Genomic DNA, 19,568 nt, shown 5'->3' on the forward strand with positions numbered 1-19,568 from the left:
GGGCTACCCGCATCCGTGCCCCCTCTCTCGCACGCGCCCCCCGCCATACACCCGTGCGCCCGCGATGAGCCGCGCCCCCACCCCGTAACCCTTGGTGACCGGCGTAGTTGTGCAGCGCGTGGAAGACACCATCGGAGCCCCCCCGCAGCAGCTCACCGACCAACTGCTCGACACAGCGGTCCGATACGCGGAGGAGCGGCACTGGGAGGTGCTGCCCGGCTCCTGGCTCGAGGACGACGGCGGCGGGACACGCTGCTCGTGCGACTCCCCCGCCTGCCCGGCACCCGGCGCGCACCCGACCCGCCCCGACTGGCCGACGCAGGCCAGCGGGAGCGCCGTCGCGGTGCGCCGGATGTGGTCCCAGCAGCCGCGTGCGTCGATCCTGCTGCCCACCGGACGCACCTTCGACGCGATCGACGTCCCCGAGGGGGCCGGCTGCCTCGCCCTCGCCCGCATGGAGCGCATGGAGCTGCCGCTGGGCCCGGTGCTCTGCACCCCCAACCGGCGGCTGGTCTTCCTGGTGCTGCCCGGCGCGTCGGTCAAGGTCCCCGACCTGCTGCGCAAGCTGGGCTGGCTGCCCGCCTCCCTGGACCTCCTGGTCCGCGGCGAGGGCGACTTCATCGCCCTCCCGCCCACCCGCACCGGCACCGGCGGCTCCGTGCAGTGGGCGCGCCACCCCACCGCCCGCAACCGCTGGCTCCCGGACGTCGAGGAACTGCTGAGCCCGCTGGCGTACGCGTGCGGCCGCGAAGCCGCGGCGAGCCGGGCCCGCTGAGAGCTGTCACGGCCTCCTCTAGGCTTCCCCGTGGATCAGCGGTCTCCACGGTCTCCACGGGGAAGGACGGCGCAACGTGCCGAAGACATTCGAGCCGGGGGCATCGGACGCATCGGGCGCTCCCGCCCAGGGCTACGCCGTCAGCGTCCACAGCCTGTGGAAGAGTTTCGGCGAGCAGGTGGCCGTGGCCGGCATCGACCTCGAACTCCCGGCCGGGCGGTTCATCGGCCTGGTCGGCCCGAACGGGGCCGGCAAGACCACCACGCTGTCCATGGTCACCGGCCTGCTCCGCCCCGACGACGGCACCGTCCTGATCAACGGCCATGACGTCTGGGCCGACCCCGTCGCCGTGAAGTCCCGGATCGGCGTGCTCCCCGAGGGCTTGCGGCTCTTCGAACGCCTGTCGGGCCGTGAACTCCTCGCCTACACCGGCCGGTTGCGCGGCCTGCCCGGCGCCGAGGTGGACAAGCGCGCCGCGCAGCTGCTCGACGTCCTCGACCTCTCCGCCGCGCAGAACAAACTGGTCGTCGACTACTCGACCGGCATGCGCAAGAAGATCGGACTGGCCGCCGCCCTCCTCCACAACCCCGAAGTGCTCTTCCTCGACGAGCCCTTCGAGGGCGTCGACCCGGTGTCCGCGCAGGTCATCCGCGGTGTTCTGGAGCGCTACACCCGCTCGGGCGCCACCGTGGTCTTCTCCTCGCACGTCATGGAACTCGTGGAGAGTCTCTGCGACTGGGTCGCGGTGATGGCCGCGGGCCGGATCGTCGCCCAGGGCCCGCTCGACGACGTACGGGGCGAGGCGGCCTCCCTCCAGGACGCGTTCCTCTCGCTCGTCGGCGCCACCGAACGCGACGGCCAGGACCTCGACTGGCTGGGCGGCGCACGATGAACGCGCCCCTCGCCGGGCCGGCCCCGTCCATCACTCCGGTATTCATCCGCCTCAAGCTCGCCATCATCCGTAACGGGCTGCGACAATCCACGGGCCGCACCATCGGCTGGATCGTCGGCGTCGTCTTCGCGGTGCTGTACGCGCTGGCGATGTGCGCCGGGATGATCGCGCTGCGCGACAGCGAGTACGGGCCGGCGGCCGCTGTCGGGCTGGCCGTCGTCCTCATCATCGGCTGGGCCGTCATGCCGCTGTTCCTCTTCGGCGGCGACGACACCCTCGACCCCACCCGCCTCGCCATGCTGCCGCTGCTCCCGCGGCCACTGATCACCGCCCTGCTGATCTCGTCGCTGCTGGGCGTGGGACCCGTCTTCACCGTCGTCGTGACGGCGGGCGCGGTGTCCGCGCTGGCGGGCAACGCGGCCTCCATCGCCGTCGCGGTCGTCGCCGTCGCCCTCGTGCTCCTGCTGTGCGTGGCACTGTCGCGCGCCGTCGCCGCCGCCAACACCCGCCTCCTGACCAGCCGCAAGGGCCGCGACCTCGCGCTGCTCAGCGGCCTGTTCGTGGCGGTCGGCGCGCAGCTCGTCAACCTCGGCGCCAGCTCGCTGGCCTCGTCCGACGGCCTGGAGCGCGTCAAGTCCCTCGCCTCCGTCCTCCGCTGGCTGCCGCCCGCCCCCGCGATCGACGCGGTCCGCGCGGCGGACGAGGGCTCCTACGGGCTCGCCGCCGTCGAACTCCTCTACGTCGCGGCCGTGCTGGCCCTGGTGATCCGCTGGTGGCACCACAGCCTGTACCGGCTGATGGTCTCCCCCGACGCCTCCACCCTCCAGGCCGCCGAGAAGGAGGCCGGCACCGGCGGCGGCCGGCTGACCGCGCTGCTGCCCGGCGGCCGCACCGGCACCGTCATGGAACGCCAGTTCCGCTACGCCTGGCGCGACCCGCGCTCCAAGGCGGCCTGGGCGACGGCGCTGGCCGTCGGCCTGCTGCTGCCGATCGTGGCCGCCGTCCAGCACGGCAGCGTCTACTCGGCGTGCTGGGCCGCCGGGCTCCTCGGCATGCAGATGTACAACCAGTTCGGCGTCGACGGCTCCGCCTTCTGGACCGTCGCCTCCACCATCTCCACCCGCGCCGACGCCCACACCGAACTGCGCGCCCGCGCACTGGCCCTGGCGACCGTCGCCGTCCCCTACGTCACGATCGTCACCATCGGCGCGGCCCTGCTCCTCGGCCGCCCGGACGCGGTCCCCGAGACCCTGGGCCTCTCCTTCGCCCTCCTGGGCGCCCTCATCGCCGCCGGCGCCTTCGCCAGCGTCCGCTTCCCCTACGCCCTCCCGCAGGACAACCCGTTCGGCAGCTCAGCCCCCGGCCAGGGCGGCCTCGCCGCCATCAGCCTCTTCGGCGGCGGCCTCACCGGCGCCGCCTGCTGCCTCCCCCTGGTCGGCCTGACGATCTACCTCCACGTCGCCGACCACCACGCCTACCTCTGGACCCTCCTCCCGACCGGCGCCCTCTACGCCCTCACCATCGCCACCGCCTCCCTCCGCCTCACAGCCCCCCGCCTCCTCAACCGCCTCCCAGAAATCCTGGCAGCAGTGGCAAAGGGCTGACGGGCCGCCCGGCCGACGGCTCAGTCGTCGTCCTCGATCTCCGGATCGTCGTCGTCATGGCGCACCCGGAACCCGCGGACGAGTTCGTCGATGTCTTCCAACGCGGCGAGTACCCGACCGGGCGCCGGGGAAGCGGTGAGCACGACCACGTCCCGCCCGTGCTCGACGCTCCGCCACGCGTAGCGCAGACCGACCATCAAGTCCGCGCTCCCCGGCACCGTCGCGTACCGCAGCGAACGCAGCCCGCCCACACCCGCGGGCACCGCGAAGTCCTCGACGATGGGCGGCTCCACGGCCTCCGGGTCATCGGCGAGCACGAAGGCGCGGAGCGCGGCGGAACTCTCGCCCTGCGCCCTCCGGTCCGTCACGTACACGGGCAACGGCATCTCGCGCGGATCGGGCAGATGCAACAGAACGCGGCACCCGGGATGCGCCTTCGGGAAGTCCCTGGCACAGGCGACCAGCGTCCTGGTGAGCAGCTCCACTCCCGTCTCACCGGGGTCCGCGGGGAAATCGCCCCACCACGCCTCGGCCATGTCGGCCGCCCACTCCTCCGCACCGGCCCACTTCCCCACCGGCCACCGATCGGAGGCCTCCAACCAGGTGTTGTAGTCGTAGGGGGTGTCCAGCCAGCTCATGTCCTGCTCCAGCGGAAGGTGGTCACTACGGCGTCGAAGAGCTCGACGAGCACATCAGCCAACTCGTCCGACGGATCACCACCACCGAGCGTCGAGAAGGAGACGGCGAGCCAACGGTCGGGATCCTCCGGAACGGGGACGATGTAATCCACCCGCCGCGACGGCAACTCCGCTTCCACCGCGGCACCCCCTCCAGCGATGGCTTCCCGCCGGACGCCGACGCTGCCGTCCACCACCGCCACCTCGAACGGCCCGGTTCTGTCGCCCTCCCCGACCAAACGGGCAAGAACCTCGACGGGGTCGACCTCCCCGCCGCCGTTCATCCGCATCTCCGCCACGATGAACGAGGCCGCCACGATGGACGCGCCGGAGCCCGCCCCGGGCAGGTATAGATCCAGGCCCGAGCCCGACTGTGCCTCTTTCGCTCCCTTTCGCAGCCGCCGGAGCAGCTCCATCCGGTAGGGCGTCACCTTGTCTCGCGGAAAATCGCCGGGCAGTTGCTTGCAGGCACGATCTGCCAGCTCCAGAACAGCCTGCTCGGTGCCGCGCCGCAGCGGGATCCTGACCCATGCGGGCGGGAGCACCAGGGAGTAGCCGTTGGGCAGGTCGGTGCCCGCAGCCTCGACGGCACCGTGGAACGCGAGGTCAGGACTCATCGGACGCCCCCGTTCCCGGGACGGCGGCCGCGGCTGCGGCTGCGGCTGCGGCTGTCCGGCGTTCACGCATCGTCGTGAACCAGAGCGCCAGGGGCGGAAGCAGCGGGAGAGCCATGATGGCTGGGTTGCCCGTCATGAACCCGGAACCCGCGGCGAACACCGCGCCGAAGTAGACCGTGAATCCGAAATCGCTGTCACGGTCCTGCGGCGCACGCCACTTGAAGATCGCATAGCAGGTCGCAACGGTACCGATCACGATGACCGACCCCACCAGCCAGATCAGGATGTCCTTCCGGGCCGAGCGCGTGAGATCCCAATTCACCGAGACAGCGGCGGTCAGGATGATGGTCAAGCACACGCTCCCAAACGGGCCCACGGCACCGACGCGGGCCAGGTTGAGACCGGTCCGGCGTCGCCGCTCCGACTCCTCGCGCCGCGTATCCTCCAACGCGGCATTCACCCGCGCCATGCGCACCGCCTCCTTCTTCTCAGCTTTGGAGTGTGTCGACAATCCTGCCCGGGCAGCCCTCTCCGGCCTCACCACTTTGAACCCACCTCGTGGGTGAACTGATCCTTGAAATCCGAATACGCCGGGACACTGAACTTGTCGGGAATGAGGTCGCTGCTGCCGGCGGCCTTGTCCACGCTGTCCGCGGCGGTCCCCGCCCCCCACGCCCTCTTGTAGATCGCGTTGTACCGCTCGGCTCCAGCGCTGGCTTCGTGCAGGGCAGCGTTGTCCGGGTACTGCTGCCGCATGCGCTGAATGTCCTTGTAGTAGCCCACCGCCTCCCGGTCCCCACCCGAGGAGAGCGCATCTCGCGAGGTGGCCTCGGGCATCTCCTGGTCTCGTTCCGCACGCCTAGCCCGCTTGGCGGCCTTGCGTTCCTGCACCCTCAGCTGATCCCGTGCCTTCTCCGCGCCACGTCTCTGAGCAGCGCTGGTGGTACGTGACTCCGTCTGGCTCGCCTTCGCAGCGCGGCTGGCGCGGTTCGCCGCGTGAGCGGTCTTCTCGGCGGCCTTGCCGGCCGCCTTCGTCGACACGCCGCGCATCGCACTCTGAATGCCCTTCAGACCCTTCAGGGCAATCTTTCCCGTGCCGAATGTGGCCAGGGCGAAGACGTCCATTCCCACGTCCATCCATGAGCCTTCACCGGCCAGGGCGAGCACCGTGTGTCCCACGAGGACCAGCGCGGTGGCCGCGATGGCTGCCATGGCCACCCAACCGACCGGCGTGCAGAACAGCGCCACGATGGCGACAATCGTCGCGGCATAGCTGAGAACGTCAATGGCCACCTTGATCCAGCCGGCGTTCTCGCTGACCGTGTCCTTGAAGTTCTCCCACCTGCTGTCCTTGATCTTGTCGTTCAACTCATGGCGGATCTTTCCCGCGAAATGGCCTGCTCTGTCGTCCCGCCGAGCGACGATCTTCTCCAGGGAGACCCGGTGCTTGACGGCCGGATCGTCCTCCTGGCCGGTGGTGGTATCTCCGGCGCTGCTGCCGGAGCTCTCCTGGGGTGCCTTCGCGGCCGCCGTATCCGCCTGGGCCGTCTTCAGGAGGGTGTCCGCCTCGGTCTGGAGGTCCTCCAGCTCACCCGCCCAGCCGGTCAGATGACCCTGCACCCGCTCGTACCGGCCGGCCGTCTCGCGGAGGTGCACCTCCAGGTCGCGCGACGCGTCCCGCAGTTTGTCCGCGTACCTGCCCCGCAGTTCGGTGTCACCGGCGATGACCTTGAGATCCTTCGCCTGATCGCGAAGCATTCTGGCGGTCTGCTTCATATGGGAGACCTCGTCCCGGATGTCCTCCGGATCACCGGGGACCGGGTCGGCCTCCGCCAGCGGGTGCCAGTCGCCCGGGCGTCGCTTGCTCCTGGTCGACATTCCCTGTCAGCCCTTCCCCGCCATGCTCTTCTGCAGGTTCTCGTCCGTCGCCTTGAAGGTCTCGCGGGTGCTGGACACCATTTCACCCACCGACTGGATTCCGGAATTGAGCTTCTTCCGGTAGTGGTCCCAGTTGTTGACGAAGTCACCCATCGCATCGGCAACAGCGCCGGAACCCCAGATGTGACGCAGATCGTCACGCCGACCGCTGATGTTGCCTTCGTCGAATTCTCTTCGCAGTCGGTCGAGTCGCCCCTCGGTCTCCGCGAGGAGGTCATCCTTTACCGTCAGGTCCGGGGTGGGCATGAACAGTCGCTCCTAGGGCGATAGGCGTTCGTGAGCGAACGACCCCATGGGTCGCTCTGTGCTCTTCCCACCCTGGGGTATCTCGCGAAACGGCCGACGGCTTCCGGCCATTTCTGCCCCGGGATTCACCCTTCGGAGTCCCGCTACGGCCCGCCCCCGGGACGTCAGTTGGCGATGCTGCCCCGCCAGGTGGGGAGGAGTTCGTCGAGGAGGGCTTCGACGCGGGGCGGTAGGCCGCGGGCGGCGCCGTTCAGGGAGTGGTTGCGGGCCAGGAGGGATTCGGCGGCGGCTTCGAGGCGGGCGGGGTCGCCGGTGGCGTGGGTGGCGTTCAGGAGGGCGATCCAGAGGCGCTCGTCGGAGCCGGTGACCGCCAGGGCGGTCTGTACGGCGGCGACGGCCGCCTTCGGCTTGTTCGCGTCGAGGTGCAGGCCCGCCAGGGCCAGGGCGACCTCGGCGACGAGGACCGGGTGCTGGGCGTCGACGATCTCGTGGGCGAGCCAGCCGTAGCGGCCGGGGGTGCGGTCCTCCAGGAGGGAGCCGCGGGCCAGGGCGAGCGCGTCGGCCAGCAGGCGGCGACGGGTCTGCGGGTCGTCGGCGCCAGGGCCCTCGGAGGCCGCGTGGTGGAGGGTCTGCAGGACGTCCCAGTCGGAGACGACCGTGCTGGACAGCACCAGGCGGCCGGTGGCGTCGAACGACATCCGCGACGAGCCGTCGGCGTCGGTGCCGAGCCAGTCGCGCAGCCGGTCGATGAGCGCGTCGCGCACGTCGTCGGTGACGCCGCGCGGCCAGAGCGCGGACGCCAGGACCCGCGGGTGGACGCCCTCGCGGTGCAGCAGCAGGAGCGCCAGCGCCTCGTGCAGAAGCAGGCTGCGCCCGGCCTCGGGGGTTTCGAGGCCGATGAGTTCGAACGGGCCGAGGAGGCGGGCGTACACCCCGGGCCGGCCTTGGTCGGTGAGGTCGACCATGAACGGCGGTACGGAGGCCGACGGTTCGCCGTCCGGGTCGGCCGCCGCGAACAGCCCGAGGATCGCCTCGTACTGCGCGGCCGGGAGCAGCTGTGCCTCCAGGTCCAGGCCCAGGAGCGGGGCGAGCAGCCGGCCCGCGGAGGTGACCTCGAGCGCCCAGGCGGCGCCCGGCAGGTCGTCACGTTCCGACGCGACGAGGTAGCCGATGCCCAGCCGGCCGGAGTCGGCGGCGAGTTCGGCGAGCCGGTCGGCCTCCTCCTCGGTGGGCTCGGTGGCGATCAGGACCAGGTGCGGGGAGCGCTGGGTGTGCTGGGCGCTGCCGGTCCGGCCGGTCAGGACGTTGTCCTGGCCCGCGGTGCGCAGGGCGCCGGAGCGCTGCGCGGTCTCGGCGGCCATCGTCTCGATGACCTCCGGGACGTCCGCGAGGTGCCGGATCCTGGCCGGCGCGAGGGCGGTGAGGTCCTCGGCGAAGCCCACGAGCGTCACCGTCATGCGGTCCGACCAGCCGTTGGTGGCGAGTTCGGCGGCGACGGAGGCGAGGACCGCCTCGCGGTCGGCGCGGGCGCCGGTCAGCGACACGATGCCGGGCACCGCTTCGAGGTTGAGCATCAGCCGGGCGCCGTCGAGGGTGCCGAGGGCGGCCAGGCCCGGGTACGGGGCGCTGGCGGAGACGTCCGCGTCGGCCGCCAGGTCCGCCCGGTCCAGCCGCCAGAACGTCTGGTCCTGGCCGAGCTGCCAGGGGGCGGGCGGCTGGCCCTCGGGCCAGGCCAGCTGGAGGTGCAGCGCCTCGTAGGTGAGCCACGCCGCGTAGACCGTCGGCAGCTTGCCGCCGTCCGAGGCGAGCCGCGCGGACAGGGCGCGCAGCGCGCGGTCGAGGAACGCGACGGTGTCGGCGTCCGCGCCGATCCGCAGCGCGTCGGCGGCATCCGCCTCGGGCCCGTTGGGGGTGCGGGGGGTGCGCACCCTGCCCGCGGTGACCGACTGCCACAGCGCGGTACGGCGGCGCCTGCCCAGCGCGGCGAGCAGGCCCGCCGCCAGCAGCGGGGCTCCGATGAGCGCCTCGGGCAGGCCGAAGCCATGCCCGAAACCATGGGATTCGGACGGCGCGGCCACGGCCGGTCCCACCGGCGCCTGCTCGGCGTGGGCGGGCGTCTGGGCCGGGGCCTCGGCCGGGGTCTGCGTGGGTGCCTGGGCCGGGGCCCGGGCCGGAGTCTGAGCGGGAGCGGGTGCGGCGTGCGCCGCGTGCGCGCCCTCGGCCGTGGTGTCCTTGGCCCCGCCGCGCTCCGCGTAGTGCTGCACGTCGGGAGCGGGCTTCGGCGCCGCGACGGGCATCTCCACGAGGTCGCCGCCGCGCGCGTCGGCGGGCATCTCCATGATCCAGCCGGGCCGGATCAGGCTCGCCTTGGAGAGCTTCGAGCCGTCGGGTTGCTCCCGGTCCTTGTTGAGCTGGTAGATCTCGTTGTAGCGGCGGCCGTCGCCGAGGTGGCGTTCCGCTATCTCCCACAGCGAGTCGTGGTGGCGGCCCTCGGGCGGCTGGATCCGGTAGAACTTCGTCGCCGCCTCGGCGGCCTTCGCGGCGGCGGCCGAATCCGGCGTCACCGTCGTGGAGGCGGGCCCGCCCGCCTGCTGCTGGGCGGCGGCCGCGCTCTGCTGGTGCTGCTGCACCTGCCCCGGCGTCTGCTGGGCGGTCACGGCCGGACCGCCGCGGTGCGGCTGGTCGTTCAGGTTGCCGAGCTGCGCGAGCCCCGGGGTGAGGCTGGCGGCGCCCGCGCCGATCAGCAGCAGCGCCGCGATCAGCTGGCGCGCCAGCAACTGGCTCGGCCCGGACGCGGGCACCCGCGACGGCATGCCGATCCCGGAGATCGCGGCCTTCGTCTCCACGATCACGCACGCCGCGAACTGCGCCCACGCCAGCCACACCACGACCGCCAGCACGTTGACGAACGTCTTCGTCGTGATCGGCTCCCGCAGCACGTCCATCGAGAAGTCGTCCGGGAACGGCGAGCCGACGAGGCGCAGCAGCGCGAGCGGCACCCCCACCACCAGGACGGCGAGCGCGAGGAACGCGGTGAGCGCCCGGACCACGTCCCCGAACGTACGGCGGCGCCGGGGCGGCTGCGGCCGGCCCGGTTGCGCCGGTTGCGCCGGTCGCCGGCTGGCGGTCGTGCGTGCCATGGGCTGGTTCCTCTGCCTTCTGCCTTCGGTGGTGCGGTGGACGGGGAGACCGGTGTTGGGGGGACTCGTGCGGACGCGTCAGCCGGTGGCGATCTCGGCCGCCGCCGTGCCGCGCACCGTGAGGTCCTTGCTGTAGAAGAAACCGGTCAGGGTGGGACTGTAGGTGAGCTGGATCCTCACCTCTACATGTTGGTCGGTGGTCTTCGCCATGTCACAGCCGGAGGCGGCGGTGTCCTGGATGCTGAGCCCGGACTGCCGCGCGAAATCCCTGACCCGGCCGTCGCAGTTCGCGGTGTTGATGCGCGGCGCGGTCCCGGCGGGCGCGTTCCGCAGCGCCTCCACGTCGATGTCCTGGGCCGCGTAACGGGCCGCCTGCTCGGCGATGTCCGCGGCCCGCTCGCGCTTGTGGATCGACAGGCCGCCGTCCACGACGAAGGCGGCGAGCGTCATGAACACCAGGGCGAACATGAGCACCGCCGCGGTCCCGGAGCCGCGGTCGTCGCGCGCCGCGGTCGTCGCCCTGGTCGTCACCATGGTCGTCGCCGCGCTCCATCGCGCCTTCAGCCACGTCACGGTGCCGCCCTCCGGTACGGGTCGAGCGGCGAGGCGCTCGTGGAGGTGATCGTGTTGGTGATGTCGAGCCCCAGGATCCCGAATCCGCGGATCTTGCAGCTCACCTCGACGGCGAAGGGGGTACCGGCCGCGAAGCCCCTGCTGGTCTTCGTGACCGTGGGGTGACCGATGCAGGTGCCCGCGAGGTCCGCCTCGGCGGCGGCCCGGGCCTGGCTCATCGCCGTCCCGCCGTCGCGCTGCAGCGAGCCGGCGCGAGCCGCGTCGCGCGCGGCACCGTCCACCGCGCCCCGGCCGTCGACCAGTTGCCCGAAGGCGACCAGGACGAGGATGAAGAGGATCATGACCGGCGCGAGGATCACCACCTCGATGGTGGAGATCCCCTCATCGCCGGAGCGGCCGGCCGCCCTAAGGGCCGCATCCCGCCCGTCCAGCCCGTCCAGCCTGTTCCGCAGCCAACTGCGCATGCCGGCCTCAGCCCCCGATGTCCGGTACGAAGCGTTCGATCGGACCCTGCGACTGCTCGTTCACCGTGAACGTCATCCCCGGGAAGACCGTCGGCACGGTCGCGGTCACCCGGACCCCCACGGTGTTGTTGGCCGGTCCGGACGACGTCACCGTCGGCCCTTCCAGCAGATTCGGCCCGAGCTGCGCGATGTAGCTCAACGCCGTCGATCTGGCCTTCGCCTCCCAGCCGCCGGGGTTGGCGTCCGCCTCGGACCGCGCCTTGCGGGCACCCGCCTGGGCGGCGGCCTGCGCGACGTGGTCGGCGAAGTAGAAGAGCCCGAACTGCACGGTCGCGAAGATCATGAAGAAGAGCACGGGGGTCAGGAAGACGAACTCGATCGCGGTCATGCCGCTGTCACCGGCGGCATTGCTGCCGACACCGCTGTCGCCGCGGGCGGCGTCCAGCCTGCGGCGTACGAAAGACCCTGATCGGGTGCTCATCGACCTGTTCCCCGTTGTCGTGTCGCTGTTCGCGGTCGGGCCTGCTAGCAGGTCTTGCTGTCGGTCGTTCCCTTGATGCAGTTGCCGACGTCGGTGGCCTTGCCCTTGAGCGCGTTGTTGATCAGTGCGGCGACCACGCCGACGATGGTCACCACCACCGCCGAGATGATGACCCACTCGACGGCCGAGGCGCCGCGGGAGGTCTCCTCCGCACGGGCACGCTGCACGCGCCCCTGGATGAACGTGACGAGGAAATCGATCGCGGGGTGACTGATGGGCAAACGGTTCATGGTTCAAGTCCTCTCGACTCGGTGACTACGTGGATCAGACTCTGTACAGCAGATGATTCGGATGTTCAGGCGCCATCAGACTTTGAAGACGCGCATCGCGGCCGGGAAGATCAGGAACACCAGGAAGCCCGCACAGAGCAACAACTGGGCCACGAGCATGGACTGCGACTTCTCGCCTGCCCCGCCCTCGATCTCGGCAAGCTCCCGGTGCCGCATGGTCTCCGCGCGCGAGGCGAGCGATTCGCGCACCTTCGCACCGTCGTCGGCGACCAGCCCCAGTGTCACCGACAGGTCCTTCAGTTCCTCGACCCCCAGCTCGTCGCCGAGCCGCCCCAGGGCGACCCATTGACTCGTACCGGTGATCCGCGCGTCCGCGAGGGCGTTGCGTATGCGCAGCAGCGCCCAGCCGTCGCCGATCTCGGCGGCGGCCATGAGCGCCTCCGGCAGGCCGCGGCCGCCGGCGAGGTTCATGGAGACCAGGTCGAGGTACGCACCGATGACGCGCCGCAGGTCGCGGCGCTTGTCGACGGCGTCGCGCCGTACTTCCAGGTCCGGCAGGAAGAAGAAGAGGCCGCCGAAGAGCAGCGCCATCCAGAGCGGGATGACCGGGTTGCTGCCGACACCGAGCTGCCAGGCGATCGCGAAGAGGAAGGGGCCGAAGAACACGCCGACCGCGGACAGCATCACCTTCGTGGCGAGGAAGTTGTCCCAGCTGCGGTCGAGCACGGCGAGGTCCGCCCGCAGCGAGCGCTGTTCCCAGCCCTGCTGCAGGTAGAAGGCGGAGACGCGCTGGCCGATGCGCCCCTTGACGTCGGTGGCGCGGGGCGCGGGACCGCTCGACGGCCCCGCCGCGCGCAGCGCGTCGATCTGCGCGACGGTCGCGACGGCGCCACGGCGGTTCGGGATCAGTGCCCGGACGAGGGCGAAGATCCCCAGACCGGCGATGGCGCCGACGGTCACGGTCAGGAAGATGCTGTTCATCGGGCTCCCATCTCCTGTCGCTCGGGTGCGTTCGTCAGGAACCGCTCCGGGGTCTCGATCTTCGAGAGGTTGCGCAGCCACCAGAACCCGGCGGCGAACAGCGCGCACACGACGCCCAGCACCAGCTGGCCGACGGCCGTCCCGTACGGCTCGACGAAGCTCCGGTTGAAGATCGCCAGCCCCAGGACGAAGGTCACCGACACGACGATGACGATCTGCACGCTGCGCCGGGTGCTCGCGCGCTGCGCCATGACGCGCTGCCGCATGTCGACCTCCTCGCGGGCGGATTTGGCGAGGGCGCCGAGGACCTCGCGCAGACCGGGGCCGCGGAGGCGGGAGTTGAGGATGAGGGCCGCGATGATGATGTCGGCGGAGGCGTCGTTGATCTCGTCGGCGAGGTGTTGCAGCGCCTCCGGCAGGGGCGTACGCGACCGCAGCCGGTCGACGAGCGCCTCCAGGTGGGCGCGCAGCGCGGGGGCCGCGGCCCGTGCCGAGGCGGGGATGGCCTGCTCCAGGCCGACGGCGCCGGCGATGGTGTCACGCAGCGACTCGGTCCAGGCGGCGAGCGCCTCGACGCGCTTCATGGCGGCGCGCTCCTCCGCGGCGCCGCCGAAGAGGCGGTCCCAGGTGAAGACGAGGATGCCGGTGGCGGCGCCCATCACCATCCACCGGGTCAGCGCCAGGACGACGAGTCCGCCGCCGATGGCCAGCGAGCCGCGCGTGGACAGGAAGCGGGCCACCTCGGCGGCGCGCTTGCCGTTGTCCTTGCCGCCCGGCTTGGGCGCCCAGCCGCGCAGCGCGACGAAGAACAGCGCGATACCGCCGCCGACGGCCGTGCCGGCCAGCAGTCCGTACAGCACGGGCAGGGAGAACACACCGGTCATCATCATCGCCACACCCCCGAGGGCTGGTAGCCGTTGGCGAGGAGTTCGTCCAGGCAGGACAGGGGCGCGTGCGGGTAGGCCCGCCCGTCCTGGCCCTCCGCGAAGACCTCGCTGGACAGGACGCGGCCGTCGATGCCGTTGACCTCCCGGATGGACGTGACGACACGGCGCAGGGTGCCGCCGCGTTCGAAGTCGTTGCGCCGCTGCACGAAGACGACGAAGTCGATGGCGCCCGCGACGAGCATCTGCGACGCCTCGACGGGCAGCCGCTCCTTCGCCTGGAGGGCGTACGTCGAGATGCGGTTGAAGACCTCGGCGGAGCTGTTGGCGTGGATCGTGGAGAGCGAGCCGTCGTTGCCCTGCGACATCGCGTTGAGCATGGTGACGATCTCGTCGCCGAGCACCTCACCGACGATGACGCGGGAGGGGTTCATACGCAGCGACCGCCGGACCAGTTCGGCCATCGAGATCGTGCCCTGGCCCTCGGAGTTGGGCAGCCGCTCCTCGAACGCCACGACGTTCGGGTGGAGTTCGGGGAACTGGTCGAGCCCGAGTTCCAGCGCCCGTTCGACGGTGATCAGGCGCTCGGTCGGGCCGATGACGTTGGCGAGCGCGCGCAGCAGCGTCGTCTTCCCGGCGTTGGTGGCGCCCGCGATCATGATGTTCTTGCGGGCGAGCACGGCGGCGCTGAGGAACGAGTGCAGCTCCGGAGTGAGGGTGTTGTTGCCGACCAGGTCCGAGAGGAACACCTTGCCGAGCCGGGCCCGGCGGATGGAGAGCGCGGGGCGGCGCGTGACGTCCATGACGGCGGACAGACGTGAGCCGTCCGGCAGCCGCAGGTCGAGCTGCGGGTTGGCCGAGTCGAAGGGGCGCGACGACAGGCCCGAGTACGCGCCGAGCACCTGGATGAGCTCGACGAGCTCCTCGTCGGACTCGGCCACGGGGTCGGCGCGCAGTTCGCGGCCGTCCGCGTACCCGACGAACACCTGGTCGCAGCCGTTGATGTCGATGTTCTCGACCTCGGGGTCGTCGAGCAGCGGCTGCAGCCGTCCGACGCCGAACAGCGCGGCGTGCACGGCCGCCGCGTACGCCTCCTCCGCCTCCGCGTTGGGCGGTGTGCGGCCGAGGTTGATCTCGGCGCGCGCGTAGTCCTCCAGGATCTGCGCGATGACGGCGCGGGCGAACTGCCGCTCGTCCTCGGGGGACATCGCGGGCACGCTCGACACCTGGTCGAGGCGGCGCTGCTCGGATATGCGGTCGCCCGCGTCCTGCCGGAACCGCTTGACGAGCTGGTGGTCCATCGCGCTCATCGAAGGACCCCGTACCGGTGCGGCACGTCGGCGGTGATCTGCCGGGCCGACCGGATCAGGAGCGACTTGTCGAGACGTCCGCGGCGGCGGCCGGCCAGCTGCTCGGCACCCGCGGGGTCGTGCGCGAGCGTGCCGACGACGCGGGCGGCGATCTGCGACGCGACGAGCATGTCGTTGACCTGGCTGACGATACGGGCGCTCTGTCCCGGTTCCGCGACCAGCAGCACGCCGATCGGCGGGAATCCGAGCGCGGCCCCGCCGCGCTGCGAACCGTGCAGTTTGGCGGAGAGCGCCGCGGCCCGGTCCCGCACCCTGGCGAGCTGCTCGGGCTCGGTCCGGGACACCAGCAGGACGAGCGCGGCGTGCGAGAACAGTTCCAGCGAGGGCGAGTCGGCCCCGATCCGGCCGCAGTCGGCGAGCACGTCGGCCGCGCCGTTCGGCGACTCGGCGAGCGTCGAGAACGCCCGGCCCAGCGTCGGCCACAGGCCGACCAGGCCGGCCGCCTGCTCGGACCCGCCGAGCCCGACGACGACGTCCAGGCCGCCGGCCAGCGGCTGCGCGTGGTCCCAGAGCTGTTCCGCGGCGAGCCCGCGGCGGGCTGTCGCGGCCAGCGACAGCATGCCGGTGTTCGGGTCCAGCACGCCGCCGTGCGCGGCCTGGCTGCGGTAGACGAGGTCCCCGCCGGACGGGTCCGCCTCGACGAGCAGCGCGCGGCGCGGCCAGACCGCGGCCAGGGCGACGGCCGTCGTCGTCACGCCGGGCGATCCCTTGTCCGCGGCGATCGCGATAAGTGCCATGGCGGGCCTCAGCCCTTGCTGGCGGGTACGAGCACGAGCGAGACCTCGCCGGCGGACGCCGCCAGCGTCAGCGGGCCGGCGTCACTCTGGTCGACGATGATCGAGTACGAGTTGCCGCTGCTGCCGAGCGAGTCGCCATCGCCGCTGGGCAAGGTCTTGATCCTGGCGTTGTCGGCGAGCAGCGTGTTCGCACCGCCGCCGGAATTGCCGGAGTTGCCCGCGGCGGGCTTCGCGGCGTCGTTGCCCACGCGGTAGGCCGCGACCGTGTCGCCGACCTTCAATCCCTCAGGGAACTGCCCGCCCTTGAGGGAGAGCCCGATGATCGCTTTGCCCGGCTTGAGCTGATTGTCGCCCTCGGTGAGCATCGCCCCGACGAGAACGCTGCCTTTGACGATGTCGGTGACGGCCCGGTACTTGCCCAGCAGGTGCTTCTCGCTCCAGGGGACGTAGTCAATACTTGAACCATCGGCGACCTCGACTTCGCGGATCGCGGAATCCTTGATTACCTCTCCCGCGGCCACGGGCGCCGTGATCTCGATCGCCGAAATACGGTCTCCGGCGCGCATGACCAGCAGGGTCGCACCCAGCGCCCCGACGAGGATGAGCAGAACCGCCAGCGCGGCCAGCGCCGGCTTCCGCTCCCGCGGCGCGACCGGCAGCCGCTCACCCGTCGGCCCGCCCATCATCGGCCCGGGCACAGACGGCCTACCACCGCTGCCACCTGCAGCGGAACGTTCCCTGATCTTCACGTCGATGCCCCCGTCGAGCTGGCGTGCTTGGACTCCCGGCAGCATGGGGAGAGGTCGTCGCGCTCCGGATGGCGACAGCCCGCAGGCCGGTGTCAAGTCACCGCACGCTATCAGCGCCGCATAAACACCCTCAAGGCGCGTCGTGTGACAGGAGACTCACGAATCCGCAACAGGACTGTCCGTGATCATTCAATGAACGACGCCTCCCGCTCAATAATGTGACACCGGCGTGCGGACCCGGTCACAGAACGGGCAGGGTCCCTATAACCGCTCAGCCATCACAGGTAGCGTCGAACCTCAACGCTCTGTCCGCGCATCACACGGGGGACCCCATCGTGACCCGCAGCACGCCGCCCATCGCCGCCGCCCTCGTCATGGCCACGGCCCTGGCCCTGACCGCCTGCGGCGGCGACGACAACTCCTCCAAAACCATCCCAGGCGCCCAAACCACCCCCCCAACCCCAACCGCGACCACCACGACCGCCGCGCCGACGGCTTCAGCGCAGCGCCCGACAATCACCCTTCCGAGCGATGTGAAGGACGTCTTCGAAGGCGGACAGACCGGCGACCCCGTGAAGGACGCCGTTCTGCTCGACAACGCCGAGGGCATCAAGGCTGTTGACGCGGCGATCGTTGCGGGCAAGGCCACCACACCCGATGTCCGCTTCTACTACGAGGGCGAAGGCGCCGTCACGATGGCCGAATGGGTCCAGTCCTTCCTCGCGCACAAGAACACCACGACCGGCACCGTCCGCTACTACAAGCGGGATGTGACGCTGAAGGGCGCCGGCAGCGCGACGCTGATCTACTGCGCGGACGAGAGCAAGGCCTTCAACAAGAGCCGAACGACCGGGAAGATCGCCGTCACTCCGGTCACCAAGAACTCGTACACCGTCTACAACAGCCGTCTGGAGAAGAACAAGCAGGGCGTCTGGCAGACCATCAAGGTCATTTCCCAGAGGGGAGCGGCTCAGTGCCAGCCATAGGAAGCCGAGTCCTCAGGCTCGGCACAGTCGCCGCACTGGCCCTCGTCACGGTCCTGCTGCCGGGTACCGCGCACGCCGACCGCGGCGACCCGCCCCCTCCGGAGGGCGGCAGCAACGGCCAGGACCTGTGGGCCCACGCCGGCGGGGTCTCCTACGACGAGTCGAAAAACGGCAGCGGCAACACGGTCGGAGCCGTCACTCCAACCGCCGCGTGGAATCCGCCTCCCTGCTGGTACTCGCCGAGATGGACACCCGCGCAGTTCAAGACATACGTGGAAGCCATCTGGAATGCCGGGTCGACCGGCCCCGAATGGGACGCCACGCAACGGGACCGCTATGAGAAGGGCAACCCGTACACGAACTTCAACCTGGACAAGACCGGCAAGGGCGCCTGGTGGACGTCGTACGTCCCGCAAGGAGGCGCGGGCGTCCCTGGCGCACTCGACTGCAACGAGCCCTACTTCTGGGTCGACCAGGGCGACACTCCGCCGCCGACGATCAAGAACGCCATCACGACCGAGATCCTGGCGGAACTCGCCTACGCGAGGATCCGTGTTCCCGACACGGACATCAGCCTCAGCCCGGAGACCAAGCAGACGGTCAATCTCGCCACCTGGGCCTGGCTCGACAAGGCCGTCTTCAAGCCGGTCTCGGTCACGGCGACCGCAGACGTCCTCGGCATCTCCGCCACGACGACCGCCACGCCCGTGAGCCTGCACATCGATCCCGGCACGAAGGACGCGGACTTGTATCCGGCTTCGGGTGACTGCCTGATCAACAAGGACGGCAGCGTCGGTACCCCGTACTCGAAGGGTCGGCAGGACAATCCTCCGTGCGGCCTCAACTACCGCCGTGCCTCCACCGGTGGAACCTTCCCGCTCAGGGCCACCATCACCTGGCAGATCGAGTGGGTAGGCACCGGGCACCCGCAGCCGACGCGACTTTCTGACGGCACGTTCGGCCGCACCACCGATGTGACGGTCCAGGAGATCCAGACCATCGTCCGCTGAACCGCGCATTCTTCCGACACCTATCCGATCGGCACCGCCCGGATGTGCGGCGGGGCGCAGCCCTCGTACGTCGTCAGGGCCTGGGCGACGTGGCGGATCACGTCCTGCGGGGTGTGGCGGAGTTGGGCGGGTGTGAAGGCCAGGGGGTGGAGGCCGTGGGAGGACAGGAGGTTGCGGCGGTCCATGGTGCGGTGGCAGCCGGCGGGGCTGAGGTGGTACTCGCGGGAGTCAATCTCCAGGACCACGCCGGTGTCCGGCCAGTAGCCGTCGGGGGTGGCGAGGAAGGTGCCGTCGGCCAGCAGCAGGGTGGCGTTCCAGAGTGGTTCCGGCAGACCGCCGGTGCGCAGCACTTCGCGGGCCTGGGCCTTGGAGACGAGCGGACTCCGGCGAGCAGCTCCTGTATGACGGCACGGATCGGGGCGATGCCGCGGGCCGAGGTGCCGAGGATCTCCTCGGTGAGGGCTTCGACGGAGCAGCGGCCGCGCTGGACCGCCTCGGCGCAGGCCGCCCGGACCTGCTGGAGATCGGCGCCGAGCCGGGTGGTGTCCACCAGCGCCCGCGGCAGTGGCGCGGTGGGGAAGCCGGCGACGTTGCGGGGCCGCGGCACCGTGACGAAGTCCCGGCTGCCGGCGTACCGGTTGTAGGGACGAGTACATGCGTCCCCGGCAGCGGCGGGATGTAGCGCAGGCCGAAGAGCCGTAACGCCTCGGGCCCGGTGAGCATCGCGCCCTCACCCGCGTACAGGAGCGCCGCTCTGACCCGTTGCCGCGCGGTCGGCGGGCCGTTGTGAAAGAGGTAGGTACGCGGAAGCAGCCGCTGCCACGGACCACCGGGACGGCAGCGGCGGGCAAGGGCCCCGCTGGTCACGCCGAGGGCGCGCAGCTGGCAGACGGTCGCGACGCCGTCCTGGCGAAGGTGCGCCAGGGTGCGGCCATCGTGAGGAGAGGTGCGAGCGGTGCGGGGGCGGGTACGCGGGGAGACTGGGTTCGAGGTCATGCACTGATGATGGCCCGTCCTTCTCTCCTCCCGGATGTGCCTGTGGATAACTTTCTGTGGACCAACCTTCCGACTGCCCTACCAGCGGCGCAGCGCACTCGTACCCCCGGCGCGGCTGCCGCTGGGGCTCGTGGGGCGGATATCGTCCGTATGACTTA

General features: G+C 70.9%; 22 protein-coding genes. 6 read left to right on the top strand and 16 right to left on the bottom strand.

The window, feature by feature from the left end:
- The first annotated feature begins 118 nt into the window (after nt 1-118).
- The 3 genes from O3X23_RS04125 (at nt 119) to O3X23_RS04135 (ending at nt 3,271) form a co-directional block, all read left to right on the top strand.
- Entirely contained in the window at nt 119-775 is a 657-nt protein-coding gene (locus tag O3X23_RS04125; RefSeq protein WP_269269711.1) for a bifunctional DNA primase/polymerase, read from the top strand.
- 76 nt (nt 776-851) lie between these two features.
- Entirely contained in the window at nt 852-1,667 is an 816-nt protein-coding gene (locus O3X23_RS04130) for an ABC transporter ATP-binding protein (RefSeq protein ID WP_443047740.1), read from the top strand.
- A complete protein-coding gene (locus tag O3X23_RS04135) occupies nt 1,664-3,271 on the top strand; it encodes a transporter (protein ID WP_269269712.1) in 1,608 nt (535 codons plus the stop codon). Before O3X23_RS04130 ends, O3X23_RS04135 begins: the two co-directional genes overlap by 4 nt.
- A 20-nt stretch (nt 3,272-3,291) precedes the next feature.
- Here O3X23_RS04135 and O3X23_RS04140 read toward each other — a convergent pair whose 3' ends face one another.
- From O3X23_RS04140 to O3X23_RS04210, 15 genes are all read right to left on the bottom strand, one after another.
- Nucleotides 3,292-3,909 (bottom strand): hypothetical protein, encoded by a 618-nt coding sequence (locus O3X23_RS04140; RefSeq protein WP_269269713.1) that lies wholly within the window; start codon nt 3,907-3,909, stop codon nt 3,292-3,294.
- The gene (locus tag O3X23_RS04145; protein ID WP_269269714.1) at nt 3,906-4,565 is read right to left on the bottom strand and encodes a hypothetical protein; all 660 of its coding nucleotides are present in this window, start codon (nt 4,563-4,565) and stop codon (nt 3,906-3,908) included. Before O3X23_RS04145 ends, O3X23_RS04140 begins: the two co-directional genes overlap by 4 nt.
- Complete coding sequence (locus O3X23_RS04150; protein ID WP_269269715.1) at nt 4,555-5,034, bottom strand: hypothetical protein; 480 nt, start codon at nt 5,032-5,034, stop codon at nt 4,555-4,557. The genes O3X23_RS04145 and O3X23_RS04150 overlap by 11 nt, the downstream gene beginning before the upstream one ends.
- 68 nt (nt 5,035-5,102) lie before the next feature.
- A complete protein-coding gene (locus O3X23_RS04155; protein WP_269269716.1) occupies nt 5,103-6,341 on the bottom strand; it encodes a hypothetical protein in 1,239 nt (412 codons plus the stop codon).
- A gap of 108 nt (nt 6,342-6,449) precedes the next feature.
- Nucleotides 6,450-6,749 (bottom strand): hypothetical protein, encoded by a 300-nt coding sequence (locus O3X23_RS04160; protein ID WP_269269717.1) that lies wholly within the window; start codon nt 6,747-6,749, stop codon nt 6,450-6,452.
- Nucleotides 6,750-6,913: 164 nt separating this feature from the next.
- A complete protein-coding gene (locus O3X23_RS04165) occupies nt 6,914-9,889 on the bottom strand; it encodes a LysM peptidoglycan-binding domain-containing protein (protein ID WP_269269718.1) in 2,976 nt (991 codons plus the stop codon).
- A 78-nt stretch (nt 9,890-9,967) separates the two neighbouring features.
- Nucleotides 9,968-10,423 carry a pilus assembly protein TadG-related protein gene (locus tag O3X23_RS04170; RefSeq protein WP_269269866.1) on the bottom strand — a complete coding sequence of 152 codons (456 nt, stop codon included), beginning with the start codon at nt 10,421-10,423 and terminating at the stop codon, nt 9,968-9,970.
- 35 nt (nt 10,424-10,458) lie between these two features.
- Nucleotides 10,459-10,926, bottom strand: a complete 468-nt coding sequence (locus tag O3X23_RS04175; RefSeq protein ID WP_269269719.1) for a TadE/TadG family type IV pilus assembly protein — start codon at nt 10,924-10,926, stop codon at nt 10,459-10,461.
- 7 nt (nt 10,927-10,933) lie between these two features.
- A complete protein-coding gene (locus tag O3X23_RS04180; RefSeq protein WP_269269720.1) occupies nt 10,934-11,407 on the bottom strand; it encodes a TadE family protein in 474 nt (157 codons plus the stop codon).
- Nucleotides 11,408-11,451: 44 nt separating this feature from the next.
- Nucleotides 11,452-11,697, bottom strand: coding sequence for a hypothetical protein (locus O3X23_RS04185; protein WP_269269721.1), 246 nt, complete (start codon nt 11,695-11,697; stop codon nt 11,452-11,454).
- A gap of 75 nt (nt 11,698-11,772) precedes the next feature.
- Entirely contained in the window at nt 11,773-12,678 is a 906-nt protein-coding gene (locus O3X23_RS04190) for a type II secretion system F family protein (protein ID WP_269269722.1), read from the bottom strand.
- Nucleotides 12,675-13,562, bottom strand: coding sequence for a type II secretion system F family protein (locus O3X23_RS04195; protein WP_269269867.1), 888 nt, complete (start codon nt 13,560-13,562; stop codon nt 12,675-12,677). The genes O3X23_RS04190 and O3X23_RS04195 overlap by 4 nt, the downstream gene beginning before the upstream one ends.
- A 2-nt stretch (nt 13,563-13,564) precedes the next feature.
- A complete protein-coding gene (locus O3X23_RS04200; RefSeq protein ID WP_269269723.1) occupies nt 13,565-14,872 on the bottom strand; it encodes a CpaF family protein in 1,308 nt (435 codons plus the stop codon).
- Nucleotides 14,869-15,669 (bottom strand): hypothetical protein, encoded by an 801-nt coding sequence (locus O3X23_RS04205; protein WP_269269724.1) that lies wholly within the window; start codon nt 15,667-15,669, stop codon nt 14,869-14,871. The genes O3X23_RS04200 and O3X23_RS04205 overlap by 4 nt, the downstream gene beginning before the upstream one ends.
- A gap of 8 nt (nt 15,670-15,677) precedes the next feature.
- On the bottom strand, nt 15,678-16,367 hold the full coding sequence (locus tag O3X23_RS04210; protein ID WP_269269725.1) for a hypothetical protein: 690 nt from the start codon (nt 16,365-16,367) through the stop codon (nt 15,678-15,680).
- Between the two features lie 386 nt (nt 16,368-16,753).
- On the opposite strand from O3X23_RS04210, the gene O3X23_RS04215 reads away from it, so the two are divergent.
- Both O3X23_RS04215 and O3X23_RS04220 read left to right on the top strand, forming a co-directional pair.
- Nucleotides 16,754-17,404 carry a hypothetical protein gene (locus tag O3X23_RS04215; RefSeq protein ID WP_269269726.1) on the top strand — a complete coding sequence of 217 codons (651 nt, stop codon included), beginning with the start codon at nt 16,754-16,756 and terminating at the stop codon, nt 17,402-17,404.
- Nucleotides 17,392-18,414: a hypothetical protein gene (locus O3X23_RS04220; RefSeq protein WP_269269727.1), complete on the top strand. Its 1,023-nt coding sequence runs from the start codon at nt 17,392-17,394 to the stop codon at nt 18,412-18,414. The genes O3X23_RS04215 and O3X23_RS04220 overlap by 13 nt, the downstream gene beginning before the upstream one ends.
- A 20-nt stretch (nt 18,415-18,434) precedes the next feature.
- On the opposite strand, the gene O3X23_RS04225 is transcribed toward O3X23_RS04220, so the two are convergent.
- Nucleotides 18,435-18,764: a hypothetical protein gene (locus tag O3X23_RS04225; protein WP_269269728.1), complete on the bottom strand. Its 330-nt coding sequence runs from the start codon at nt 18,762-18,764 to the stop codon at nt 18,435-18,437.
- A gap of 51 nt (nt 18,765-18,815) precedes the next feature.
- On the opposite strand from O3X23_RS04225, the gene O3X23_RS04230 reads away from it, so the two are divergent.
- Nucleotides 18,816-19,058 carry a hypothetical protein gene (locus tag O3X23_RS04230; protein ID WP_269269729.1) on the top strand — a complete coding sequence of 81 codons (243 nt, stop codon included), beginning with the start codon at nt 18,816-18,818 and terminating at the stop codon, nt 19,056-19,058.
- Nucleotides 19,059-19,568 lie beyond the last annotated feature (510 nt).

It is taken from the genome of Streptomyces sp. H39-S7 (assembly GCF_027158205.1).
In the GTDB taxonomy this organism is placed as follows: domain Bacteria; phylum Actinomycetota; class Actinomycetes; order Streptomycetales; family Streptomycetaceae; genus Actinacidiphila.